Annotated in this window: 19 protein-coding genes, 3 tRNA genes and 1 pseudogene; 15 read left to right on the top strand and 8 right to left on the bottom strand. The window is 61.6% G+C overall.

Annotation, left to right across the window (positions count from 1 at the left end; translation table 11 throughout):
• Window positions 1-4: 4 nt before the first annotated feature.
• From SM765_RS09835 to SM765_RS09825, 3 genes and pseudogenes are all read right to left on the bottom strand, one after another.
• Window positions 5-130, bottom strand: a pseudogene (locus tag SM765_RS09835) (IS5/IS1182 family transposase); the annotation flags it as partial.
• Window positions 131-512: 382 nt separating this feature from the next.
• Window positions 513-782 carry a glutaredoxin family protein gene (locus SM765_RS09830; RefSeq protein ID WP_274835636.1) on the bottom strand — a complete coding sequence of 90 codons (270 nt, stop codon included), beginning with the start codon at window positions 780-782 and terminating at the stop codon, window positions 513-515.
• A 126-nt stretch (window positions 783-908) separates the two neighbouring features.
• On the bottom strand, window positions 909-2,234 hold the full coding sequence (locus tag SM765_RS09825; protein WP_274838754.1) for an MFS transporter: 1,326 nt from the start codon (window positions 2,232-2,234) through the stop codon (window positions 909-911).
• Window positions 2,235-2,390: 156 nt separating this feature from the next.
• Here SM765_RS09825 and SM765_RS09820 point away from each other — a divergent pair, with 156 nt between their 5' ends.
• From SM765_RS09820 to SM765_RS09800, 5 genes are all read left to right on the top strand, one after another.
• Window positions 2,391-3,389, top strand: a complete 999-nt coding sequence (locus SM765_RS09820) for an aldo/keto reductase (protein WP_274838753.1) — start codon at window positions 2,391-2,393, stop codon at window positions 3,387-3,389.
• Between the two features lie 221 nt (window positions 3,390-3,610).
• A tRNA-Asp gene (locus tag SM765_RS09815) sits at window positions 3,611-3,687 on the top strand.
• A 75-nt stretch (window positions 3,688-3,762) separates the two neighbouring features.
• Window positions 3,763-3,839, top strand: a tRNA-Asp gene (locus SM765_RS09810).
• A gap of 75 nt (window positions 3,840-3,914) precedes the next feature.
• A tRNA-Asp gene (locus tag SM765_RS09805) sits at window positions 3,915-3,991 on the top strand.
• A 41-nt stretch (window positions 3,992-4,032) separates the two neighbouring features.
• Entirely contained in the window at window positions 4,033-4,257 is a 225-nt protein-coding gene (locus SM765_RS09800; RefSeq protein ID WP_274837236.1) for an RND transporter, read from the top strand.
• Window positions 4,258-4,393: 136 nt separating this feature from the next.
• Here SM765_RS09800 and SM765_RS09795 read toward each other — a convergent pair whose 3' ends face one another.
• Both SM765_RS09795 and SM765_RS09790 read right to left on the bottom strand, forming a co-directional pair.
• Window positions 4,394-5,272: an alpha/beta fold hydrolase gene (locus SM765_RS09795; RefSeq protein WP_274837235.1), complete on the bottom strand. Its 879-nt coding sequence runs from the start codon at window positions 5,270-5,272 to the stop codon at window positions 4,394-4,396.
• Between the two features lie 100 nt (window positions 5,273-5,372).
• Window positions 5,373-6,764: a M20/M25/M40 family metallo-hydrolase gene (locus SM765_RS09790; RefSeq protein WP_274837234.1), complete on the bottom strand. Its 1,392-nt coding sequence runs from the start codon at window positions 6,762-6,764 to the stop codon at window positions 5,373-5,375.
• Window positions 6,765-7,149: 385 nt separating this feature from the next.
• Between SM765_RS09790 and hemA the strand changes: the two genes are divergently transcribed.
• The 3 genes from hemA (at window position 7,150) to ispG (ending at window position 10,942) form a co-directional block, all read left to right on the top strand.
• The gene (gene hemA / locus SM765_RS09785; RefSeq protein WP_274838992.1) at window positions 7,150-8,373 is read left to right on the top strand and encodes a 5-aminolevulinate synthase; all 1,224 of its coding nucleotides are present in this window, start codon (window positions 7,150-7,152) and stop codon (window positions 8,371-8,373) included.
• Between the two features lie 129 nt (window positions 8,374-8,502).
• A complete protein-coding gene (locus SM765_RS09780) occupies window positions 8,503-9,714 on the top strand; it encodes a helix-turn-helix domain-containing protein (protein ID WP_274828942.1) in 1,212 nt (403 codons plus the stop codon).
• Window positions 9,715-9,817: 103 nt separating this feature from the next.
• Complete coding sequence (gene ispG / locus SM765_RS09775; RefSeq protein ID WP_065270615.1) at window positions 9,818-10,942, top strand: flavodoxin-dependent (E)-4-hydroxy-3-methylbut-2-enyl-diphosphate synthase; 1,125 nt, start codon at window positions 9,818-9,820, stop codon at window positions 10,940-10,942.
• Window positions 10,943-11,051: 109 nt separating this feature from the next.
• On the opposite strand, the gene SM765_RS09770 is transcribed toward ispG, so the two are convergent.
• Together SM765_RS09770 and SM765_RS09765 are read right to left on the bottom strand one after the other, a co-directional pair.
• Window positions 11,052-11,816: a DsbA family protein gene (locus SM765_RS09770; RefSeq protein WP_274836496.1), complete on the bottom strand. Its 765-nt coding sequence runs from the start codon at window positions 11,814-11,816 to the stop codon at window positions 11,052-11,054.
• Window positions 11,813-13,192 (bottom strand): M48 family metalloprotease, encoded by a 1,380-nt coding sequence (locus SM765_RS09765; RefSeq protein WP_274836499.1) that lies wholly within the window; start codon window positions 13,190-13,192, stop codon window positions 11,813-11,815. Before SM765_RS09765 ends, SM765_RS09770 begins: the two co-directional genes overlap by 4 nt.
• Here SM765_RS09765 and SM765_RS09760 point away from each other — a divergent pair.
• The 6 genes from SM765_RS09760 (at window position 13,191) to SM765_RS09735 (ending at window position 21,958) form a co-directional block, all read left to right on the top strand.
• Window positions 13,191-14,333: a pyridoxal phosphate-dependent aminotransferase gene (locus SM765_RS09760; protein WP_274836495.1), complete on the top strand. Its 1,143-nt coding sequence runs from the start codon at window positions 13,191-13,193 to the stop codon at window positions 14,331-14,333. The two genes, SM765_RS09765 and SM765_RS09760, sit on opposite strands and share 2 nt — an antisense overlap.
• 78 nt (window positions 14,334-14,411) lie before the next feature.
• Complete coding sequence (locus SM765_RS09755; RefSeq protein WP_274837232.1) at window positions 14,412-15,632, top strand: N-acetylmuramoyl-L-alanine amidase; 1,221 nt, start codon at window positions 14,412-14,414, stop codon at window positions 15,630-15,632.
• Window positions 15,633-15,833: 201 nt separating this feature from the next.
• A complete protein-coding gene (locus tag SM765_RS09750; protein ID WP_274837231.1) occupies window positions 15,834-18,335 on the top strand; it encodes a penicillin-binding protein 1A in 2,502 nt (833 codons plus the stop codon).
• Between the two features lie 171 nt (window positions 18,336-18,506).
• Entirely contained in the window at window positions 18,507-19,631 is a 1,125-nt protein-coding gene (gene prfB, locus SM765_RS09745) for a peptide chain release factor 2 (RefSeq protein WP_065270609.1), read from the top strand.
• Window positions 19,632-19,738: 107 nt separating this feature from the next.
• Window positions 19,739-21,142: an amidase gene (locus tag SM765_RS09740; protein WP_274836493.1), complete on the top strand. Its 1,404-nt coding sequence runs from the start codon at window positions 19,739-19,741 to the stop codon at window positions 21,140-21,142.
• A 45-nt stretch (window positions 21,143-21,187) separates the two neighbouring features.
• Window positions 21,188-21,958 (top strand): DUF2189 domain-containing protein, encoded by a 771-nt coding sequence (locus tag SM765_RS09735; protein ID WP_274828954.1) that lies wholly within the window; start codon window positions 21,188-21,190, stop codon window positions 21,956-21,958.
• Between the two features lie 19 nt (window positions 21,959-21,977).
• Here SM765_RS09735 and SM765_RS09730 read toward each other — a convergent pair whose 3' ends face one another.
• Window positions 21,978-22,736 (bottom strand): helix-turn-helix domain-containing protein, encoded by a 759-nt coding sequence (locus tag SM765_RS09730; protein ID WP_065270606.1) that lies wholly within the window; start codon window positions 22,734-22,736, stop codon window positions 21,978-21,980.
• 277 nt (window positions 22,737-23,013) lie between these two features.
• On the opposite strand from SM765_RS09730, the gene SM765_RS09725 reads away from it, so the two are divergent.
• Window positions 23,014-23,421 (top strand): hypothetical protein, encoded by a 408-nt coding sequence (locus tag SM765_RS09725; RefSeq protein WP_274837230.1) that lies wholly within the window; start codon window positions 23,014-23,016, stop codon window positions 23,419-23,421.
• Window positions 23,422-23,484: the final 63 nt, after the last annotated feature.

Genomic DNA, 23,484 nt, shown 5'->3' with positions numbered 1-23,484 from the left:
GAATTCACAGCCAGTAGATGACAGCCGCTGCGAGAGCGACAACAGAGAAGAAGGCCGTGGGGCATCTGTCATACTTTGTTGCAACACGCCGCCACGCCTTGACCCTGCTGAACATGATCTCGATTCGGTTACCAGTTGCTTTGCACGCTCGTGGCCCTTGGGAGAGAATTTGTTTCTTGTGTTGCTCATTGTGACTTCGTCCTACTCAGGAGTTGAAGCCTTCGGCAACCCCGGTGCGGTTCAGCTGTTCGCAGATCAGATGCTCTACCCCATCTCCTTGAAACGCCTGTTTTGCGCCTGGATGCAACGACGGAAAATGCCAGCTTTGGTCTGGTGGGGTCACAAAGGGCTACTGGCACACTCTTTCCGAGGACCTAAAGGCGGCGATGAAGTGGGCTGATGAAGAGATCAGAAAGCCCTTCCTGCGGCGCGCAGAGGGCAGGCAACGTGGTCATGTCCCCCCGCTTTATGCGCGTCTTTGCTCCGCGTGCATGACGGGGGGGGCTTGTGGATCAGCGTTTCCAGAACCGTTTTGGTTTCGGCTTCTGGGCCTTGAGGTGTTTCTTCAGCTCGGTAAAGCCACCAATTTTCTCCCCGTCAATGAATACAAGCGGCGTTGTGGTGACGTGGTGCTTATCCTTGAAGGCATCCGTTTCCCGGCGGGTGCGCAGCACATGTTCTTCGATATCGAATTTTTCGCGACGCAGCAGGTCAAGGGCTGCCGTGCCGAAGCCACAGGTGTAATTGGGCAAATCCATGCGATAGATGACGGCTTTGGGCATAGGGGTATCCTTTCTATTCGCGGCGGGTTTCGAATACCGGCATGGCTTGCGCAAGGTCGGGCGGATCACGTTGGCGTGGGGGAGGTGAGTGCGCCGGCTGGGAGCAGCGTGGGGAGCGCCTGATTGTCAGCCGCGCGTCGGCCAGTCGCGGTGCAGATCGTCGATGATGATGGCGTGCTTGTGCGCCTCATCTCCGTGCTCAAGCAGGTGTGGATGATCCGGCGGCAGATCCGTGTGGCTATGGGGTATCTCCGATGGGGCATGGGCAGGCCAGAGGAAACGGCACAGCAGCAGCCCAGCAAGAGAAAGCGCCGCCAGCAGGATCAGCGCCGTGAGCGTGCCAAAGGCGGTCATCAGCCAGCCAGACAGCGGATAGGTCAGAAGCCAACAAGCATGGGAGAGGGCAAACTGCGCGGCAAAGATGGCCGGGCGGTCCTCGGCATGGGCAGAGCGGCGCAACAGCCGTCCGGAGGGGGTCATGACCGACGAGTAGCCGATGCCGACCAGACACCAGCTGATCAGCAGCCCGCCCCAGCTGAGGCCCGTAATCGCCACCAGGGCCGCCAGCCCCAGCAATGCCGCAACCAGCAGCCCGGCGCCGGACAGCATGACTGGCCGGTCCGGCACCCGGTCCAGCACAGGGGGCAGCAGCAGCGCCGCCAGCATCGAGCCGAAGCCAAAGGCGAACATTGCCCAGGCCACATTGCTTTCGCTCAGGCCCAACTCTCCGCGCACCAGAACCACCGAGTTCACCAGCACCATGGCTCCGGCCGCCGAGACCGCAAGATTGAGCGCCAGAAGACCGCGCAGACGCGGCGTGGCCAGATAGATCCGGATCCCTCGGGTGGTGCGGTCGTAGATACCGCGCCGCTGGGTGGATTTGGGGCTGGGCAGCAGCACTGAGACGACAAGCAGGGCCGAGCCGACAAAGCCAGCGACCGTACCAAGGAATAGCGTGTCATAGGCCATGACGGTCAGCAGCAGCGCCGCCAGCGTCGGGCTGACAATGTTTTCCAATTCATAGGTCAGCCGCGACAGCGACAGCGCCCGGGTATATCGGTCCTCTTCCGGCAGGATGTCCGGAATCGTGGCCTGGAATGTGGGAGTAAAGGCAGCTGATGCGGATTGCAGCAGGAAGATCAGCACATAGACCTGCCAGACCTCGGTGACAAAGGGGAGACACAGGGCCGCTGCCGCCCGCACGAGGTCCAGTGTGACCAGCAGGGCGCGGCGGTTCACACGGTCGGCAAAGGCTCCGGCGATGGGTGCAATCCCCACATAGGCGATCATCTTGATCGTGAAGATACTGCCGAGCACCAGCCCCGCGCCGCTGCCCGCCAGATCATAGGCCAGCAGACCCAGCGCAACGGTGGCAAGCCCGGTCCCGATCAGCGCCACGACCTGGGCCAGGAACAGATGGCGATAGGTGCGGTCTGACAGGATGTCGAACATGGGTGTCCTCACGCAGAGCGGGAAATGGCGATGGGCCTGATTCTGCCTGAGCGCTAAGGGGCAGGCAAGAACGACGGGGAAGAGCGTTCGACAAACGGGCTTCTTTTCTGCACCATGCGCTGGACGAACACATAATCGAAGCCGGAAAGAGAGTTCATGAAGCAGCGCAAACTTGGAGCCCAGGGACCAGAGGTCGGATGCATCGGCTATGGCGCGATGTCCTTTTCAGACATGTACGGCCCCACCAATGAGGCCGAAAGCCACGCCATTCTCGACAGCTGCCGGGATCTGGGTGTGACGCTGCTGGACAGCGCCAATATCTATGGCATGGGAAAATCCGAAAACGCCATCGGATCTTACCTGAGCGCCAATCCCGGGGCGCGTGATGAATTTGTGATCTCGACAAAGGCCACGATCACGCGCGATGCCGATGGCAACCGGTGCTTTGATAACTCGGCAGAGCATCTTGAGGCAGAGCTGGACAAATCCTTGCAGCGGCTGGGCGTCGAGTGTGTCGATCTGTTCTATGCGCACCGCCGCGATCCGCGTTTCACGCCCGAGGAAACGGCGGCGAACCTTGGTCGCCTTGTGGAAAAGGGCAAGACACGCGCGATCGGTCTTTCGGAGGTGGCGCCCTCAACCCTGCGGCGGGCGATGACGGCCTTTCCTGTTGCGGCTGTGCAATCGGAGTATTCCCTGTCGACCCGGTTCCCCGATCTTGGCCTGGTACAGGCCTGCGCCGAACTCGGGGTGGCTTTTGTGGCTTTCTCGCCGGTGGGGCGCTCCTTGCTGACAGACAACCCGATTCCGAAGGCGCGGATCCCGCAACTGCCGTTCCTTGCTGGCAACCCGCGGTTCATGGAGCCGAATCTGAGTGAGAACCTGCGGATCACCGATAAGTTCCGTGCACTTGCGGCGCAGATGGGGACCTCGGCGGCGGCTCTGGCCAATGCTTGGCTGCTGACCCGCGGCGACCACGTGATCCCGATCCCCGGGACCCGCAGCGTCAAACACCTTGGGGAATGCGTCGCGGGCGCGGATCTGACGCTGACGCCTGAGGACTTGGAACGGATCGAGACTGTGTTGCCCGTGGGATGGGCGCATGGCGACCGCTATTCGGATGAGCAGTGGATCGGCCCTGAGCGCTATTGCTGATCCGACAGTTGCTCTGGTTCACGGCGACGGGGCGAATACGGGTCTTTGGTTCGCGAGTGCGGGGAGGGATAGGGAGCTTTCCTCTTGGTTTCAATGCTTTACATCTGGGAATGAATTTTTTTGGCCGAAAGCGGATAAAATGACAAAACACCGCTTGACGATACCCGAGGCCTGGGAATATTACACCCCAACGTTCGGCAGAGATGCTGGACGGGCAGCGAGCGGTTGTAGCTCAGTTGGTTAGAGTACCGGCCTGTCACGCCGGGGGTCGCGGGTTCGAGCCCCGTCAACCGCGCCACTCATACGTCTGGTCCCATGTGACAATGGGAATTCCCGAAATGGGACCGGTCGGAACGCCTTATATAGGCCATGCGCGGTTGTAGCTCAGCTGGTTAGAGTACCGGCCTGTCACGCCGGGGGTCGCGGGTTCGAGCCCCGTCAACCGCGCCACTCATACGTCTGGTCCCATGTGACAATGGGAATTCCCGAAATGGGACCGGTCGGAACGCCTTATATAGGCCATGCGCGGTTGTAGCTCAGCTGGTTAGAGTACCGGCCTGTCACGCCGGGGGTCGCGGGTTCGAGCCCCGTCAACCGCGCCACTTCCTTTCTCCTCGAAAAATCAGGACCAGGTGCGAGCGTCATGAAACTGCTGGATTCCATCGACTGGACGACTGCGATCATTGTCGCACTGCTTCTGGGGCTGGCGCCTTTCTTCCCCGAACCGCACCTGTGGGAAAAGCTCAGGATGCTGTTTGCAGGCGAATTGCAGCGCGCCCTCGACTGGTTCGATCTACTGATGCACGGAACCCCCTTGGTGCTGTTGGTGCTCAAGGCCGCAAGAGACCTGCGCGCACGCAAGGGGTAGACTGCCTGCAGAGCGGGGTATTGGCAGTAAGGGTGGGTGGCCGCGCTGTGCCTTCTATCATCGGCCAAGGCCGCGAGAGTCTGCACAGGCTCAGTGCCCATGTAGCCGACACCATCGGCGCCAAGACCACCGGGTGTCAGAACGCTGGTTGTTCACTGAGAAAGTCCAGGAGCGCTTCCGCGGTTTCCGATGGGTGCTGGTCCACGAAGAAATGCCCGCCCGGAATGGCCGCAGCGCCCATGTTGGCTAGGCGGGGCGCCCAGGTTGCGTCCACATCGTATTGTTTCGCCATTGCGCCGGTGGCGCCATAAAGGACCAGCGCGGGGCAGGAGACCTGACGGTCCAGATCAGCGGCATCTAGCGCGAAATCCACATCGATTGCGGCGCGGTAATCGTTGCACATCGCATGGATGCAGGCCGGATCACGCCAGCTCTGGCGGTAGGCCTCCAGCGCCTCGGCCGGGAAATCCTCCAGCGTCGCGCCGCCCCAGCCCAACAGGCAGCTTTCAAAATAGTAATCAGGGTCCGCCCCGATCATCCGTTCAGGAAAAGGGGCGGGCTGCGCGAGGAAGAACCAATGGTAGTAAGCGCGGGCGACCTCCTGATGCAGATCGGCCAGCAGCAGGTGGGTGGGGACGATGTCCATCACCGTTAGGCTAGCGATGGCGTTTGGGCTATCAAGCGCCATCCGGTGTGCTGTACGCGCGCCGCGGTCATGGCCGACGAGGTGAAAGCTCTCATGGCCGAGTGAGCGCATCAGGGCCACCTGATCGGCGCCCATCTCGCGAAAGCTCATCGCGGCCATATCGTCTGGCTTACTGCTGTCGCCATAACCGCGCAGATCGGCGGTCACCACGGTGAACTGTTCGGCAAGGCGTGGTGCCACGGCATCCCACATGGCGCGGGTTTGCGGGAACCCATGCAGCAGCAGAACGGCAGGTCCGCTGCCTTGTCGGGTGTAGGCAATCGTTTGGCCGTTCACCTCGGCGCGGCCTGTTTCGATTTCTGTGGCCATCCACCTGACCTCCCTGAGTGGTGTGACTTCCCTGAATGAGGGATGCCCGGCCCACAGGGTCGGGCATGGCGGGGAGCCGCCGCTCCCCTATCTTGGCCCCTTACGACTTGGTCAGTGCCTCCAGAACCCGCGCCCAGGAGCGGATGCCTTTGTGAAAGCTCTTGAGGTCGTATTTCTCGTTCGGCGAATGGATCGCGTCATCTTCATTGGCAAACCCGATCAGCATCGATTCCATGCCGAGGATGGATTTGAAAAAGCCCGCGATCGGGATCGATCCGCCCATGCCGCAGAAGACCGCCTCGCGCTCCCATTCGTCGCTCAGCGCGCCGCGGGCGGCGGTGAATTCGGGGCGGGTGATATCCATCACCGAAGCGCGCGACCCTTCCAGATCGTTGTCCCAGACCACCTTGCAGTCGGGTTTCAGGCGATCTTCGATATGCTTGCGGATTTTCACGCGCAACGCGTCGGGGTCCATGTCCCCCACCAGACGGCAGGTGATCTTGCAATGCGCTTCGGAGGGGATCACGGTTTTCGATCCGGCGCCGTTATAGCCGCCCCACAGGCCGTTGACTTCCAGCGTCGGGCGCGCCCATTGCTGCTCTAGGATGCTGCGGTCCTTTTCTCCATGGGCCTGAGTGTATCCGGCGTTGCCAAGGTAGTCGTCTGCGTCAAAGCCGCAGCCTTCCCACTGGCGCATCTGGTCCTCGGGCACCTCTTTCACGCCCTCATAGAAGCCTTCGACGGCGATCTTGCCGGTGTCCTCGTCATAGAAAGAGGCGACGATGCGGCTGATTTCGCGCAGCGGGTTGAGGCCCGGGCCGCCATAGTGGCCGGAATGCAGGTCGATGCGCGGGCCGACCAGGGTGAATTCATCCTTCAGCATCCCGCGCAGCTGCGAGGCGATGGAGGGCACGCCGCGCGACACCATGGAGGTGTCACAGATCAGCGCGATATCCGCTTTCAGCTCTTCGGCGTGTTCTTTCATGAAGGGCACCAGCGACGGCGACCCCGATTCCTCTTCGCCTTCGAAGAAGAAGGTGATGCGGCAGGGCAGGGAGCCGTGGATCGCCTGCCAGGCACGGCAAGCCTCGACAAAGGTCATCAACTGGCCCTTGTCGTCGGATGCGCCACGGCCCCGGATGACGGTGCCGTTTTCTGTCTCTTCCAGCTGCGGCTCGAACGGCGGTGTCTTCCACAGGTTCAGCGGATCGACCGGCTGCACGTCATAGTGGCCGTAGAACAGGACATGCGGCGCGTCCTTGTTTTCCTGCCCCACGTGGCCCACCACCATAGGGTGACCGGGGGTTACGCGCTTTTCGGCGTCGATGCCGATGGATTTGAGATCTGCCACCAGCCAGTCAGCCGCCTTTTCGCATTCTGCCTTGTAGGCCGGGTCGGTCGAGACGGACTGGATCCGCAGAAGGTCCAGCAGCCGGTCCGTTGCTGCGTTCACATCGGCGTCGATCCGGTCCAGCACTTCATTCAATGACATGTCTCACTCCTGCGTTCTGATTATGGTTTGTGATGATTTGTCGCGGACCGTAGCAGCGCCGTCAAAGAGGCGCCAGTGGGGAAGCTGGACGAGGGGATGAACCGCCATAGCCGGCTGTCCATGCAGGTATTTTCCAGAGTTTCCGATCCTCTATGCCCGGCGCCTTTCAGCGCCGCGTGCCACGCAATTGTCAGGAAATAGCCGCCCGCGCCGGGTTGTGGGCTCAGTTGCTTAGGTCTATTTGACCTGCATCAATGTTGCGCAACATGCCTTTTGCGTAAGCAGTTGATCAAAATCGGCGTCTAGGGTAGTTATTCATAAATGTGAATGGGACTGCCTTCGCGCCAGCGCCCTGGGTGCCAGACTTACAGCTATGGAGATGCCGGTGGACTATACCGCGAAACTCGACGCAGCGATTGAAAGCCTTCACGAAGAAGGCCGCTACCGGACCTTCATCGATATCGAACGGAAGAACGGACAGTTCCCGCATGCGGTCTGGACCCGTCCCGATGGCAGCGAAAGCGATATCACCGTCTGGTGCGGTAACGATTACCTTGGCATGGGGCAGCACCCGGTGGTTCTGGCCGCGATGCACGAGGCGATCGATGCAACTGGCGCAGGCTCCGGCGGAACCCGCAACATCTCGGGCACCACCGTCTATCACAAACGCCTTGAGGCTGAACTGGCGGATCTGCACGGTAAGGAGGCATCCTTGCTGTTCACCTCGGCCTATGTGGCCAATGACGCAACGCTTTCGACCCTGCCCAAGCTGTTTCCCGGTCTGATCATCTATTCCGATGCGTTGAACCATGCTTCGATGATCGAAGGCGTGCGCCGCAACGGCGGTGCCAAGCGTATCTTCCGGCACAATGACGTGGCTCATCTGCGCGAACTGCTGGAAGCAGACGATCCGGAGGCGCCCAAGCTGATTGCCTTCGAATCGATCTACTCCATGGATGGCGATTTCGGTCCCATCGAAGAGATCTGCGATCTGGCCGATGAATTTGGCGCGCTGACCTATCTCGACGAAGTGCATGCGGTGGGGATGTACGGCCCGCGCGGCGGCGGTGTGGCTGAGCGCGACGGTCTGGCAGACCGTATCGACATCATCAATGGAACCCTGGCCAAGGCATTTGGCGTGATGGGTGGTTATATCGCGGCTTCGGCCAAGATGTGCGACGCCATCCGTTCTTATGCACCCGGCTTTATCTTCACCACCTCGCTGGCCCCGACGGTTGCAGCCGGGGCGGCGGCCTCGGTGGCTTTCCTGAAAACCGCGCCCGAGCTGCGCGAGAAGCATCAGGAACAGGCAAAGATCCTGAAAATGCGCCTAAAGGGGCTGGGCCTCCCGATCATCGATCACGGCAGCCACATCGTGCCGGTCATCGTCGGCGACCCGGTTCACACCAAGAAGTTGAGCGATATGCTGCTGTCGGATTTCGGCATTTACGTTCAGCCGATCAACTTCCCCACAGTCCCGCGCGGCACCGAACGGCTGCGGTTTACCCCGTCGCCGGTGCATGGGCCGCTGGAAATCGACGCTTTGGTCAAGGCAATGGACGGTCTTTGGTCGCATTGTGCGCTGAATCGCGCCGAATTGGCCGGGTAGTGCACAGTTCTGTGTTCAAAACTGTTGAGTGTGTTATCGTTTCATCAACGGATTGGTCAGCTTGAGTCGTTAGGGTGATTCTGCAGACATCAAAATCCGGTTGCGGCAGGTAAAGATGGGACAGCAGGCATGATCGGGCGCCTTACTCAGCGCAAATCAAAAGAGCAGGGTGAGCCATCCGCGCCCAAAAGTTTTGACGACTTTGAGCTGCGGCTTGGCGACATGATGCGCGGCGAGCGCGCAACCATGGGGAAATCCCTGCTTGATGTGCAACGAGAGTTGCGCATCAAGGCGTCTTACATCGCTGCGATTGAAAATTCCGATCCTTCAGTTTTTGACACGCCCGGCTTCATCGCCGGGTATGTGCGCTCTTACGCGCGCTATCTGAACATGGATCCCGAAGAGGCGTTTGAGACCTTCTGCCGCGAAAGCGGCTTTACGGTTGCCCACGGCATGTCGGCCGAGGCCTCGGTGCGAAAGGCAAAGGCTGCACCCGGTGCACAAGCGGCAAATGCCAGTGGGCTGGGCAGCGACCCGTTCACCTCGCCCAACACGCCCTTTGCCCCCTCTGCGGGTGGTCTGTTCAGTCATGTGGAGCCACGCGCCATCGGATCGCTGATGGTGCTGGCGGCGCTGATCACTGGCATCGGCTACGGTGGCTGGAGCATCCTGAAAGAAGTGCAGCAGGTGCAGTTCGCACCGGTCGATCAGACGCCGCTTGTGCTGGCGGATGTGGACCCGCTGGAAGGCGCGCAGCTGAACCTGGCGAATGCGGATACGGATCCTGCGGCAGCGGCGCTGGACCGGCTCTATCGCCCCCAGGCGCTGGATATTCCGGTTCTCGAAGCCCGGGACGCGCCGATTGCAACGCTTGATCCGCGCACCTTTGGCAACTTTGCCGAACCCGATCTGCCATCCATCCAATTGGCCGAGGCCAGCCTGCCTGCGGACATCGCCGGGCAGCAGCTGACGGTACCGCAGGTCGTCGAAGAGGTGGCGCCGAGCGCGGAAATGCTTGCCGTACGTCCGGCATGGGTCGAGGTGACCGCCGCGGATGGCAGCGTCATCTTCGAAGGGATCATGGAGCCGGGCGACCGGTTCGAGATTCCCCTGACCGAAGTTGCGCCGACCCTGAAGACCGGGGAAAGCAGCGGCATCTATTTCGCGGTCAATGGACAGCATTTTGGTCCCGTGGGCCAGCGTGGACGGGTAACCAAGAATGTCGATCTGTCCCCGGATGCGATTTCGGGCCGGTTCGAGGTCGCCGATCTTGAGGATGACCGCAACCGCGCCCTTGCGACCCTGGTGGCGCAGCTGCAGGTCGACAGCGCACAGGACTGATCCTTTTTCCGCTTTTACTGTGTCTGACCGCGCCTGCCATTGCAGACGCGGCCCGCAGCACGTATCTACCGGCTGAGCAGCAGGACCATAGGGGACGGACCGCATGTCGCTGAATCACATTCGACCCTGGCGCCATATCGAGCGCCGCAAGAGCCGCCAGATCCATGTAGGGAACGTGCCGATTGGCGGGGATGCGCCCATCGCGGTGCAGACCATGACCAATACGCTGACCACCGATGTCGCCGCGACCATCGCCCAGGTGCAGGCCGCCGCGGAGGCGGGCGCGGATCTGGTGCGCGTCTCTGTCCCGGATGAGGCTTCGTCCAAGGCACTGAAGGAAATCGTGCGCGAAAGCCCGGTGCCCATCGTTGCGGATATCCATTTCCACTACAAACGCGGGATTGAGGCAGCCGAGGCAGGCGCCGCCTGTCTGCGCATCAATCCCGGCAATATCGGCGATGAAAAACGCGTCGCCGAAGTGATCAAGGCCGCCCGCGACCACAATTGTTCGATCCGGATTGGCGTCAACGCCGGCTCATTGGAAAAGCACCTGCTCGACAAATACGGTGAGCCTTGCCCCGAAGCGATGGTCGAAAGCGGTCTCGATCATATCCGCATCCTGCAGGATCACGATTTCCACGAGTTCAAGATTTCAGTGAAGGCCTCTGATGTCTTCATGTCGGCAGCCGCTTATCAGCAACTGGCCGAGGCGACGGATGCGCCGATCCACCTTGGGATTACCGAGGCAGGGGGCTTTGTCTCCGGCACCATCAAATCGGCCATCGGTCTGGGGCAGCTTTTGTGGATGGGCATTGGTGATACCCTGCGCGTCAGCCTCTCTGCGGATCCGGTCGAAGAGGTGAAGGTCGGCTTTGAGATCCTGAAATCTCTGGGCTTGCGCCACCGGGGCGTCAATATCATCTCCTGCCCCTCCTGCGCGCGGCAGGGGTTTGACGTGATCAAGACGGTCGAAGCGCTCGAAGAGCGTCTGGCTCATATTCACACCCCGATGAGCCTGTCGATCATCGGCTGCGTCGTGAATGGTCCGGGTGAGGCGCTGATGACCGATGTTGGCTTCACCGGCGGCGGGGCCGGGGCCGGGATGGTTTATCTGGCGGGCAAGGCCAGCCACAAGATGAGCAATGAAGAGATGGTCGACCATATCGTTGAACAGGTCGAACAGAAGGCTGCAGAAATCAACGCGGCTGAGGCAGCCGCCGCTGAATAAGCAGAGAGCCCGATACCGGTGCAATATGCAGGACTAACAAAAACGGGGCGCCAAGGGCGCCCCGTTTTGCGTTTCACCATGATGGCTCGGGCCGAAGCCGCAGCGCGGGTCAGCCGCGGTTCTTGCGGTTCTCCGCCACCAGGGCTTCCATCTGATCGGCAGGCAGGTAGCCGCGCAGCAGTTCCCCGCCCAAAACAAACGTCGGCGTGCCGGAGATCGACAGACGCTGGGCCAGATCGCGGGTCTGGCGCAATTCGCGGGTGACGTCCTCGGAATCCATATGGGCGAGGATGGCGTCGGCATCCAGATCAAGCCCGTCGGCCAGACGGCGCAGGGCAACTTCGCCCGGCTCGCCAGTCATTTCCATCAGGGCTTCGTGCACGGATTTGTAGGCAGCGTCGCCAGCCAGCTGTTTGGTTGCAACAGCAAAGCGCGACGACAGCACCGAGGCTTCGCCCAGGATCGGGAATTCCTTCACCACCCAGCGGATGTTGCCATCCTTGGCAAGCAGCTCCGCCACCTCGGGCGCGGCGCGGCGGCAATAACCACAGCGATAGTCCATGAACTCGACCAGGGTGATGTCGCCCTCGGGGTTGCCACCGACCCAGGAATAGCCGTCGTTTTCCAACTCCTGCAGGTTGTCGGCCACCAGCGCCTGATCGCGGGTGGCTTCGGCGGCGGCCTGACGCTGCTCCAGCAGGTTCACGGCCTCAAGGATCACCTCAGGGTTTTCCATCAGGTATTCGCGCACCTGAGCGCCAAACGCCTCGCGTTCGGCGGCGCTCATGTTCGAAAGGTCCAGCGCCTGCGCGGGGGCGCCAAGCAGCGCAAGAGCAGTGGCAGCACCTGCTGCTGCACGTGTAACACGGATCATTTTCGTTTCCTTTTCTGTGTTTTCTCATAGGCCACCAGCACGTCTTGCGCCCGGCGCCAGGCTGGCGATCCGGTGGGCAAAAGCGCGGTGGCGCGTTTGGCATGCAGACCGGCGTCGTCCAGACGCCCCTGCAGGGCATAGCGTTCCGCTGTCACCAGCGCGGCAAGCCCGGTCTGTTTGGTTTTGGCATAGGCCTGCGCCATGTCCCGCAGCAGCACCGTGTTGCGAAAATCGATGCCGCGGGATTTTTCCAGCGATTTGAGCGCGGCCCGGGGCTGCCCGGCAGCAAGTTGCGCCCGGCCATAACTGGCCAGAACCAGCGGGTCCGAGGGGGCCAGCGCGACCGCCTGCCCGTAACTGGAAAGCGCGGCATTCCAGTCGCGGTTTTCCATCAGGATCTGACCTTTGAGATCGTGATAAAACGGATCCTTGGGGCGCAGCGCGATGGCGCCGTTTATGGCGGTCAGCGCCTTCTTGCGATTGTTGAGCCGGTGATAGGCGATCGCCTCCCGCATGAGCCGGACATCCTTGTGGCTCTCGCTGCTTGCGCGCCGCAGCGTCCACTTCGGAGAGCGGACAAAGGCAGACAGCTTGCCGCGCAGCCGGGCGAACCAATACTCGGCCGCTGGGTCGGTCGCGATGTCGGTGCCGTGGCTGGCGACATAGGCCTGCGCCGCGCGGATGCGGTCGCGGCTGAGTGGATGCGAGCGCATGTAGGGGTCCTGATGCTGCGCGCTCAGCACTTCTTGTCCGGCAAATGTCTGGTGCAGATCAACCAGCCCCTGCGGATTGACGCCGGCGCGGCTCAGATACCCCGCCGCCGAGCGGTCGGCCGAAGCTTCCTCGGCGCGGGTGTGTGACAGGAAGCCGCGCAGGGCCGAACTTTGCGTGCCGATAGCGATCCCGGTCGAAGCCTCGCTTCCAGCGCCCGCAGCGGCGGCCAGAACCGCCAGCGCCATGCCCAGCCCGGCGGCACTTCCGGCCGAACGCATGTTCTGCATCCGCCGGGCCAGATGGCCGTTTGCGATATGGGCTGCTTCATGGGCCAAAACGGCCTGCAGCATCTCGGGGCTGTCGGACTTGAGGATCAGGCCGTAATGCACGAAAATCGTGCGGTTATCCAAAACAAAGGCGTTGTAGCTGGACTCGTTGACCACAAGGATCTTGGTGCGCCGCGCATTGAGCCCCGCCGCCTGCAGAACCGGCGCCGCAAGCCGGTTCAGCGCCTGTTCCACATCTGCGTCCCGCAACAGGGTGATCGATGCCGCCTGCACAGCCGTCGCCGCATAGGCCAGCAGGCAAAACACCAGAGCCGGGATTGACGCCAGACGAGAGAAACGGTCAAAAGTCATGCGCGCACCATGGGAGAACATCATGCGAAACTCAACCCGCTCAGAGGTCGATCCGTTTATTGTGATGGATGTCATGGAGGCCGCCCGCAAGGCCGAAGAGGCCGGGCGCCGTATCATTCACATGGAGGTCGGCCAGCCTTCGACCGGGGCGCCGGAGGCGGCGCAGCAAGCGCTGGTCAGGGCGCTTGAAAACGATGCGCTGGGATATACCGTGGCGCTGGGGATTCCGGCGCTGCGCGAACGTATCGCACGCATGTATGGCGAATGGTATAACGTGGATCTGGATCCCGGGCGCGTGGTGGTGACCTCCGGCTCGTCCGGGGCGTTCCTGCTGGCCTTCACGGCGCTCTTTGACAGCGGTGACAGGGTCGGCATCGGCGCGCCGGGCTATCCGTCCTACCGGCAGATCCTGCATGCACTGGGGCTAACGCCGGTGGATATTGAAACGGCAGCGGAAAACCGCCTTCAGCCGGTGCCAAGCGATCTTTCCGGGCTTGATCTCGCCGGGCTGATGGTGGCCTCTCCGGCGAACCCGACCGGCACGATGCTGAACCGCGATGCCATGGCGGCGCTGATCGGCGCGACGCAAGAGGCTGGCGCAGCCTTCATCTCGGATGAGATTTACCACGGGATCGAATATGAGGCCAAAGCGGTCACCGCTCTGGAGCTGACCAATGATGCCTATGTGATCAACTCCTTCTCCAAGTATTTCTCGATGACTGGCTGGCGCGTTGGCTGGATGGTGGTGCCTGAGGATCATGTGCGGGTGGTGGAACGTCTGGCTCAGAACATGTTCATCTGCGCGCCGCACGCAAGCCAGGTGGCGGCGCTGGCCGCGATGGATTGCGAGGAGGAACTGCAGGCAAACCTGGCGGTCTATGCCCGCAACCGGCAACTAATGCTGGAGGGGCTGCCCAAGGCGGGTTTCAGCAAGATCGCACCGCCGGACGGGGCATTCTACGTCTACGCGGATGTGTCGGAGCTGACGCAGGACAGCCGTGCATTTGCCGCCGAAATTCTGGAAAAGGCCGGGGTTGCGGTGACGCCGGGGCTGGATTTCGATCCGGTCCGGGGCGCCACAACGCTGCGGTTCTCTTATGCGCGCTCCACCGCCGATATCGAAGAAGGGCTGTCGCGTCTGCGCAGTTTCATGGAAAACCGTTAAGGTCCCCGTCAAAGGCGATGGGGGCGGTGGGTGCAAACACCCGCTGGTCAGAAGCAAAACAGAATGGGCAGGAACAGGATGACAGGCAGGATATTGGCGATCATCGCGGCGCTGTTTCTGGGCGGCGCGGCTATGGCGCAGGGGTTTTCCGGGCTCGCGCGCATTGATGCCGAGCAGAGCCGCATCAGGGACGCGGGGCAGGGGGCAGAGATTGATCTGCACCTTAGTCAGGGGGTGCCCTACCGCCTTTTCACGCTCGACAACCCTCCGCGTCTGGTGCTCGACTTTCAGGAGGTGGACTGGACGGGGCTGCGCCGGGAGAACCTGATCCAAGGCGAAAACCTGCGCGATGTGCAGTTCGGAACCTATGTGCCGGGCTGGTCGCGCATGGTTCTGGCGCTGGTCGGACCGATGCAGGTTAGTGCTGCTGGGATGGAGGTTGATCCGGTGACAGCGGGCGCGATCCTGTCGGTCACGCTGGACAAAACAGATGCCGAACAGTTTGCCGCCAGTGCTGGCGCCCCGCAGGACCGGCGCTGGGACCTGCCCGCGCCCGAGCCGCTGACACCGGCTGCTCCGCGTGATGACAATGCGCCGCTGCTGGTGGTGCTGGACCCGGGGCATGGCGGCATCGATCCCGGTGCGCAGGTCGAGGGCGGCCTCGATGAAAAGACCCTGATGCTGCAATTTGCCTTCGAACTCGGTGAAATGCTGGTGCGCTCGGGCCAGTTTTCGGTGCAGCTGACCCGTGATGGGGATTACTTCGTATCGCTGGAGCGCCGGATTGCGCTGGCGCATCAGGCCGGAGCGGATCTGTTCATCTCACTGCACGCGGATTCCCTCTCCGAAGGCGGCGCGCGGGGATCGACCATCTATACCCTGTCGAAAGAGGCTTCGGACAAGGCATCGGCCACCCTGGCCGAGCGGCACGACCGGTCGGATCTATTGTCTGGGACAGACCTTAGCGCGGCGGATGATCTGGTGACGGATGTGCTGCTGGATCTTGCCCGGCAGGAAACCCAGCCACGCAGCGAGGCGCTGGCGCGCGCCATCGTCGAAGGGCTGGCGGAGCAGGGCGGACCGCTCAACCGGCGGCCCATGCGCTCGGCCGGATTTTCGGTGCTGAAATCGGCGGATATCCCGTCGGTCCTGATCGAAATCGGCTTCCTGTCCAGCGCCCGCGATCTGAAGAACCTGAAGGACCCGGAGTGGCGCGCCCAGGCGGCGCGCGGTGTTCTGTCTGGCCTGATCGAATGGCGTATCCGCGATGATGCGCTGCGCCCGCTGGTACGCCAGTAGCCGGAAAGCAGGAAAAAGGCGCCCATGGGGATCGGCGCGCAGGTGCCGACTGACCCACTGGTTGCGACAGCACCTGTCGCTGCAGCCCCGAATCCTCTATGGTTTTCCTGACACCAGCGGCATATATTCGCCGCTTCCCGTTTTGACCCCGGTAACAGGGGCTCCTATATAGGCGGGACCGTGCGAGAGAGGCTTTATTCCGTGCTCAGGTTCATTCTATCCTTCTTCGGCTCCATTTTCAGTACCATCACGCTTGGCGTGGCGGTGGTTGCACTGACCATTGGCGCGGTCTTCTGGATGTATGGGCGCGACCTGCCCAGCCACGAATCCCTGGCGCAATACCAGCCCCCGACCATCAGCCGGATCTATTCGGGCGAAGGACAGCTGATCGACGAATTCGCCGAAGAACGCCGCCTGTTCACCCCGTCGCACGAGATCCCGGCGCTGGTGAAGCAGGCCTTCATCTCTGCCGAAGACAAGAATTTCTATTCCCACGCCGGCTATGATGCCCGTGGTATTGCTGCCGCCGCGATTGAAGCGGTTCGCTCGCGCGGGTCCAACGTGCGCGGTGCCTCGACCATTACCCAGCAGGTGATGAAGAACTTTCTTCTGTCCGGTGACCGTAAGGCCGAGCGCAAGATCAAGGAAATCATCCTCGCCACCCGGCTTGAGGAAACGCTCGACAAGGACCGAATTCTTGAGCTCTATCTGAACGAGATTTTCCTGGGTCAGAATTCTTACGGGGTCGCGGCGGCCTCGCAGACCTATTTCAACAAGACCCTTGGCGAATTGGCCCCGCACGAAGCTGCCACGCTGGCCTCCATGCCCAAGGCGCCGTCAGATTATCACCCGGTTCGGCGCAAGGACCGGCTGCTTGCCCGGCGCAACTACGTTCTGCGCGAGATGTACGAGAACGGCTATATCTCTGAAGACGTCTACAAGGTGGAGGTCGAACAGCCGCTGCGCTCGGTCCAGAATGGCGATTTCGAAAGCTTCCGTACCGCTCTGCCGCCGCGCGATTATTTCACCGATGAAATCCGCCGCCAGCTGTCGCAGGACTTTGGGGAAGGCGAGTTCTTTACCGGTGGTTTCACCGTGCGCGCCACCATCGACGAGGAAATGCAGACAGAGGCCGCGCTGGCCATGCGCAAAGGTCTGGAGAAATATGACCGTTCGCGTGGGATCTGGAAGGGCACAGGGGTAGCTCTCACCGAAGAGGAACTCGCCTCCGAAGAGACCTGGCGCGAGGCGCTGGGACAAGCCGATGTGTCCCGCGACATCGACTTGGGTGGCAAATGGCTGCCTGCCGTGGTGCTGACAGTGGCCGATCAGTCGCTTACCGTTGGCGTAGAAGGCGTTGCCGAAACCGGCAGCGTGCCGCGCTCTGACATCAAGTGGATGAAGGGCAATTTCAAGGACAACTTCACCCGCGGAGACGTGGTGCTGGTCCGCGCCGAGATGAAAGACGATGCCTTTAGCCATTGGTCGCTGCGGCAGGTCCCCGAAGTGCAGGGCGGTTTCGTTGCAATGGACGTCAACACCGGCCGCGTTCTGGCGATGCAGGGCGGGTTCTCCTATCAGCATTCGGTGTTCAATCGCGCCACCCAGGCGCAGCGACAGCCTGGGTCCAGCTTCAAACCTTTCGTCTATGCGGCGGCGCTGGACAGTGGATACAGCCCGGCGACCATCATCGTCGACGCCCCGATCGAGATCAACACGCCGCAAGGTCTGTGGCGGCCCAAGAATTCCAGCAACAAGTTCTACGGTCCGACGCCGCTGCGCACCGGGATCGAGATGAGCCGGAACCTGATGACCATCCGACTGGCGCAAGAGGTCGGCATGCCGGTGGTCGCGGGCTATGCGGAACGCTTTGGCGTCTATGACAATATGGGCACCTATCTGGCCAACTCGCTGGGGGCCGAGGAAACCACGCTCTACAAGATGGTTGCAGCCTATGCGATGTTCGCCAATGGCGGCCAGCGGGTGCAGCCGACCCTGGTGGACCGCATTCAGGATCGCTTTGGCAAGACGATCTACCGCCACGATGACCGCGACTGCGTCGATTGCGCCGTGGCTTCCTTGGAGCCTGGACGGGCACCGCGTATCGTTGCCGACCGCGAACAGGTGATGGATCCGATCACCGCCTATCAGCTGACCTCGATGATGAAGGGGGTTGTCGACCGCGGCACCGCCTCTAGCGTGATCAACCTGCCGGTGCCCACCGCGGGCAAAACCGGCACCACCAACGATTCGCGCGATGTCTGGTTCGTCGGCTTCACCTCCAATATCGTTGCGGGTTGCTACATGGGCTTTGACCAGCCCCGCCCGATGGGACGTGGCGCCTATGGCGGCACCATGTGCGGGCCGGTGTTCCAGCAGTTCATGACCAAGGCTGTCGAGAAATTCGGCGGCGGTCCCTTCGAAGTGCCCGAAGGCGGCCATTTCATCAAGATCGACCGCTATACCGGCGCGCCTTTGCCGGATGATGCTTCGGGTGCCTATGTGGTGGCGGAATACTTCCGCGACGGGGCTGAGCCGATCTTTGGCATGACCTTCGATGGCGGCTTTGCCATGGGATCCAGCCTGCCGTTGATCGAAGAGGTCGAACAATCCGGGCGCAAGGTTACCACCTCAAGCGGTGGAACCGCGGTTCTGGGGCCAAAGGCCAGCTTTGGCACCATCAGTTCGGGCGGCCTTTACTGACCGCCCGCCTGTGTCTTTGCGGGCACCGGCTTTGACGGGGGTATTGCGCGCGGGGTGCGATTGTCGGCCGCCTATACGCACTGCTTGGCGATGGACAGGCGCAGACCCTTGTTCTGCCTTGGTCTCTGGGCTATCACGCCAGCCTGAACGTCATGACAGGATACTCCCAAGATGCGCGCTGAAACCCAGAATATCGTGACCGAGATTGAAAAATCGCTGGAGCTTCTCGCCCAGCGGCTCGATTGGGAAACTGCGGAGTTCCGGCTGGAGGAATTCAACGCCCGGGTCGAGGATCCGGGACTGTGGGACGATCCCGAAGCGGCGCAGAAACTGATGCGCGAGCGCCAGATGCTGGTCGATGCGATTGATACCTACAAGGGCATCAAGCAGGATCTGGCAGACAATATGGAGCTGATCGAACTTGGCGAGATGGAAGAGGACGAAGAGGTCGTCACCGACGCTGAGGACGCTCTGAAGGCGCTTAAGGACAAGGCCGCCGAGAAGGAGCTGGAGGCGCTGCTGGACGGCGAGGCGGACGGCAACGATACTTTCCTTGAGATCAACGCAGGTGCCGGCGGCACTGAAAGCTGCGATTGGGCTTCGATGCTTGCGCGAATGTACGTCCGCTGGGCCGAGAAGAAAGGCTACAAGGTCGAGCTGCAATCCGAAAGCGCTGGTGAAGAGGCAGGCATCAAATCCGCCGCCTACAAGATTTCCGGCCCCAATGCCTATGGCTGGCTGAAATCCGAAAGCGGCGTGCACCGTCTGGTGCGGATTTCACCCTATGACTCGGCTGCCAAACGCCACACGTCCTTCTGTTCGGTCTGGGTCTACCCGGTGGTGGACGACAATATCGACATCGAGGTGAACCCGGCGGATATCCGTATCGATACCTACCGTTCGTCCGGTGCGGGCGGTCAGCACGTCAACACCACCGACTCGGCGGTGCGGATCACCCACCATCCCACCGGGATCGTGGTGACCAGCTCGGAAAAATCCCAGCACCAGAACCGCGATATCGCCATGAAGGCCCTGAAATCGCGCCTGTATCAACTGGAGCTGGACCGTCGCAACGCGGCCATCAACGAAGCCCACGAGAACAAGGGCGACGCGGGTTGGGGCAACCAGATCCGGTCCTACGTGTTGCAGCCCTACCAGATGGTCAAGGATCTGCGCACCGGGCACGAGACCTCTGACACCAAGGGCGTTCTGGATGGCGATCTGGACGGCTTCATGGCGGCGACACTGGCGATGAACGTGTCCGGCAAGAGCCGCGCGGACGCGCAGGCGGAGTAATCCGGCCTACGGGTGACCCGAGGTTAGCCTCGGGGCAAGTCACGGCTTTCCTTTGTAAAAATCTGCGGCTAGGCTCTGTTTAACAAATGAACGGAGTCACGCCGACTATGACAGATTACAGCTCTGCCAGCGATATTCTGGCCCAATTGCAAGATGGTAGCCTGACTGCCGCCGCGCTGATGGAGCATACCCTGGCGCGGATCGAGGCGGTGAACCCGGATCTGAACGCCATCGTGGGACTGCGCCCGGCAGAAGAGCTGATGGAAGAGGCGCGCCGTGCCGACGCGATGCGCGCCGCCAATGTACCGCTGGGGCCGCTGCACGGGCTACCGATGGCGATCAAGGATCTTGCCAACGTCAAAGGCATCGCATCGACCCAGGGCTCCCCCCTGATGAAGGATTTTGTACCGACCGAGGATGAGCTGTTCGTATCGCGCCTGCGCGCGGCGGGGGCGATCCTGATTGGCAAGACCAATACCCCCGAATTCGGCCTCGGCTCCCATACCTTCAACCCGGTCTATGGCGCGACCAACAACCCGTTTGATCCCACGCGGACCTGTGGCGGCTCTTCCGGTGGCTCAGCGGTGGCGTTGGCCGCCGGGATAGTGGCGCTGGCGGATGGATCCGACATGATGGGATCCCTGCGGAACCCGGCTGGCTGGAACAATGTCTACGGCTTCCGACCGACCTGGGGCTGGGTGCCGTCAGAACCCAAGGGAGACGTCTTCCTGCACCCTCTGGCGACGCTTGGCCCGATGGCGCGTAGCCCCGAGGATATCGGTCTGCTCCTGGACGTGATGAGCGGACCGGACCCGCGTCAGCCGCTGGCCTCGGGTGGGGCTCCGGTGATGCCGCTGCCGGAGGTCGAAAAGATGCGGATTGGCTGGCTTGGCGACTGGGGCGGGGCCTTTCCGATGGAGCCGGGAATCCTTGAGCTATGCGAGGCGGCGGCAAAGTCGTTCGAAGACTTGGGGCATACGGTTGAAGCCGTGGCGCCGCCGTTCCCGGCGGACCGCATCTGGGAGGCCTGGATCACCTTGCGCTCCTTTGCCGTTGCAGCGGGACTGCGGGTGTTCAACGATCGCCGCGAGCATCTGAAGGACACCGCCATCTGGGAGCTGGAGCGTGGCCTTTCTATGACAGCGCAACAGGTGCAGGAGGCGTCCGATGCGCGCTCTGACTGGCAGCGGGCCGCAGCGCGGCTGTTCCAGGACTACGACGCCCTGATCCTGCCGACGGCGCAATGCTGGCCGTTCCCGGTCGATATCGATTACCCGCGGGAGATCGCAGGCGTTGAGATGGACACCTATCACCGCTGGATGCAGGTGGTGGTGCCGGTCAGCCTGCTGGGGCTGCCCTGCCTTGGCGCGCCTGCTGGGTTCAGCGAGGCGGGCCTGCCGATGGGCATCCAGATCTTTGGCGCGCAGGGGCAGGATCAGAATATCCTGGCACTGGGCCAGCAGTATCACGCGGCCACGCAATGGCCGCAAAACGCCCCTCCACAGGGTTAAGGAGGACCCGGGGGAGGGGAAACGTTTCGGGGAGGAAGCGTTTCGATGACAGAAAAGGCATTTGGTGTACCGGAAATGCAGCCGATGACCGCAGGGATCCTGCGCGAGGCGCTGCGACGCGGCTGGGCGGATTTCCTGGCCAAGCCCGGATACGGGTTGTTCTTTGCCGGGTTTTACGTCTTGGCGGGCTGGGCGATGGCCTGGGTTACCGCGCAGACCGGCACCACCTTCTGGCTGGTGCTGGCGGCCATCGGATTTCCGCTGATCGGTCCCTTTGCGGCGGTGGGGCTTTATGAGGTCTCACACCGGCGCGAACAGGGGCAGGCAATGGACGCCCGGGCCATTCTGGGGGTGGTTCTGCAGCAAAGCCGCCGCCAGCTGCCGTCGATCTGCGCCATCATCATTGTGGTGTTTCTGTTCTGGTTTTTCCTTGGCCACATGATCTTTGCCCTGTTTCTGGGGCTGTCGACCATGACCAATATCTCCACCTCTCTGGATGTCTTCCTGTCGGTCGAGGGGCTTACGATGCTGGCGGTCGGAACTGTCGTTGGCGCGTTGTTCGCGCTGCTGCTCTATATGATCACGGTGATCTCTCTGCCGCTGCTGCTGGACAGGGAGGTCGATTTCGTGACCGCGATGATCACCAGCTTCACCTATGTGCAGCGGAATTTTGCGCTGATGATGCTCTGGGCGGTGCTGATTGCCGTGCTGACCTTTGCAGCCATGCTGCCCGCCTTTGCCGGTCTGCTGGTGGTGCTGCCGTTGCTTGGCCACGCCACTTGGCACATCTACCGGCTCGCCACATCACCGACCTAGGGCGGCAGGGCGTCCCTGGTCAGGAGAACGGTTCGTTGATGCGCAGCAGGCGGCGGTGGTAGGGCAGCAGGTCCTCTTCGCTCACAAAGCCCGCATTGCGGGCCACGGCCAGCGCAGGCCCCATGTCGCGGCCGAGGTATTCATAGACCATCCGGGTGACCCGTTCATCGCCGCTTTCACGCACGGTGCGGGCCACGTAGCCAACCCAGAAATTGTTTTCAAGCGAGGCCACGCGCGCCAAGTAGTTGAAGGAAAAGGTCATCGCGCGGCGCCGTGAAATCAGGAAGGCGACGCCGTCCTCGTGACAGCTGAGCACGCCGCGGAACTCACGCGATGCCGGGTCTTCGGGCAGGCCCTGAAACCGCATCGCATCCTTGGCCTCAAAACCCTTGATATAGGCGACGCCGCCTCCGTCACGGCTTACGCGCACCAGACCAACGACAAAACTGTCCCCGTTGATGAAGCTACGACGGGTAAAACGGTAATAGCCAGAGGGGAAGATCTGCTCGCTCAGCTGCTCGATCCCATGGCCCAGAAAATCATTGAGAAAGGCGCCGTGCAGGATCTTGTCCTGTTTGCCAACTGTGTCGACCGGCTCCAGCAGGATACGCGCATCCACATCAAAGAAGCAGCAGATCCGGTCTAGAACGTCCGGCCGCGGAAAGCTTTCGCCGGACATGTAGCGATTGAACTGCGTCCGGTTGATACCAAGGCGCCGCGACAGTTCGGAGATGGAGGGGTATTGCTGTGCCAGATGACGCAGGTTGGCGCCAAACATGTCGCGCAATTCTGCGGGAGAACGCGATTGCCGGGCGCGGTTGTCATCTCTTGCTGTTGCTATGGCAGCCATTGTGGCCTCAATCCCCGACCGCTGATCGCGACAAATATTTCCATTTTACGATGGGTTGTCGCTTTATCGCGTCAATGTTGTCTCTAAATCACGTCGGGATACTATCCTCGCTGACACAAATTGCAATAGTCCGACGCAGTATTTGCCATGTTGGCGCCTCTCCAATTGGCCCAGAATTGAGCGATAAACGAACGAGGCTTGCAACATGATCGGATATGTACTTTGGAGTGATGTCGCCGTCGGAAAAGCAATTATCTGGTGTGAGGATCAGGGGGATCTGGCCTATTATTCCCGGCACAGAGATGCCTCACAGACGGCGGTGTGTAAGGGAGATTGGGTACAGTTTGACCTGACCGAAAAAGGCAATATGCGGTTGGCAGCCAATGCGGTCATTCTGGAAGAGGTCGGGTATCCTGACCTGTCCGAGATGCTGGTCGAGGCAGCACCGCTGCCAAAAGCGGCTTCAACAGCGGTGACGGCCGATCATCCGGCTCGCGCAACAGGTGCAGGGCGGAGTTTTGAAGCGTCTGGCGGTGTCGAGGTGGTAACGGAAGGCAATGTGATACCCTTTCCGGCTTTCTCAAAATGGCACACGGCCGCGCGGTACGGGTAACCCCCGTACTGTCGGAACGGTCTGGCGCAGCGCTTTGTTACACGCGGACTTGGCGCTGCAGGC

The organism is Pseudophaeobacter sp. 1A09344 (genome assembly GCF_041008745.1).
Taxonomy (GTDB): domain Bacteria; phylum Pseudomonadota; class Alphaproteobacteria; order Rhodobacterales; family Rhodobacteraceae; genus Phycobacter; species Phycobacter gallaeciensis_A.
The sequence above is the reverse complement of the archived record's forward strand: the minus strand, read 5'-3'. Positions and strand labels throughout refer to the sequence as shown.

What these genes read in the sequence shown, in the direction of transcription:
- SM765_RS09830 (WP_274835636.1), bottom strand. Translation starts at nt 782, where the DNA reads ATGCCCAAAGCCGTCATCTATCGCATGGATTTGCCCAATTACACCTGT.
- SM765_RS09825 (WP_274838754.1), bottom strand. Translation starts at nt 2,234, where the DNA reads ATGTTCGACATCCTGTCAGACCGCACCTATCGCCATCTGTTCCTGGCC.
- SM765_RS09820 (WP_274838753.1), top strand. Translation starts at nt 2,391, where the DNA reads ATGAAGCAGCGCAAACTTGGAGCCCAGGGACCAGAGGTCGGATGCATC.
- SM765_RS09800 (WP_274837236.1), top strand. Translation starts at nt 4,033, where the DNA reads ATGAAACTGCTGGATTCCATCGACTGGACGACTGCGATCATTGTCGCA.
- SM765_RS09795 (WP_274837235.1), bottom strand. Translation starts at nt 5,272, where the DNA reads ATGGCCACAGAAATCGAAACAGGCCGCGCCGAGGTGAACGGCCAAACG.
- SM765_RS09790 (WP_274837234.1), bottom strand. Translation starts at nt 6,764, where the DNA reads ATGTCATTGAATGAAGTGCTGGACCGGATCGACGCCGATGTGAACGCA.
- SM765_RS09780 (WP_274828942.1), top strand. Translation starts at nt 8,503, where the DNA reads ATGATCGGGCGCCTTACTCAGCGCAAATCAAAAGAGCAGGGTGAGCCA.
- ispG (WP_065270615.1), top strand. Translation starts at nt 9,818, where the DNA reads ATGTCGCTGAATCACATTCGACCCTGGCGCCATATCGAGCGCCGCAAG.
- SM765_RS09770 (WP_274836496.1), bottom strand. Translation starts at nt 11,816, where the DNA reads ATGATCCGTGTTACACGTGCAGCAGCAGGTGCTGCCACTGCTCTTGCG.
- SM765_RS09760 (WP_274836495.1), top strand. Translation starts at nt 13,191, where the DNA reads ATGCGAAACTCAACCCGCTCAGAGGTCGATCCGTTTATTGTGATGGAT.
- SM765_RS09765 (WP_274836499.1), bottom strand. Translation starts at nt 13,192, where the DNA reads ATGATGTTCTCCCATGGTGCGCGCATGACTTTTGACCGTTTCTCTCGT.
- SM765_RS09755 (WP_274837232.1), top strand. Translation starts at nt 14,412, where the DNA reads ATGACAGGCAGGATATTGGCGATCATCGCGGCGCTGTTTCTGGGCGGC.
- prfB (WP_065270609.1), top strand. Translation starts at nt 18,507, where the DNA reads ATGCGCGCTGAAACCCAGAATATCGTGACCGAGATTGAAAAATCGCTG.
- SM765_RS09740 (WP_274836493.1), top strand. Translation starts at nt 19,739, where the DNA reads ATGACAGATTACAGCTCTGCCAGCGATATTCTGGCCCAATTGCAAGAT.
- SM765_RS09735 (WP_274828954.1), top strand. Translation starts at nt 21,188, where the DNA reads ATGACAGAAAAGGCATTTGGTGTACCGGAAATGCAGCCGATGACCGCA.
- SM765_RS09730 (WP_065270606.1), bottom strand. Translation starts at nt 22,736, where the DNA reads ATGTTTGGCGCCAACCTGCGTCATCTGGCACAGCAATACCCCTCCATC.
- SM765_RS09725 (WP_274837230.1), top strand. Translation starts at nt 23,014, where the DNA reads ATGATCGGATATGTACTTTGGAGTGATGTCGCCGTCGGAAAAGCAATT.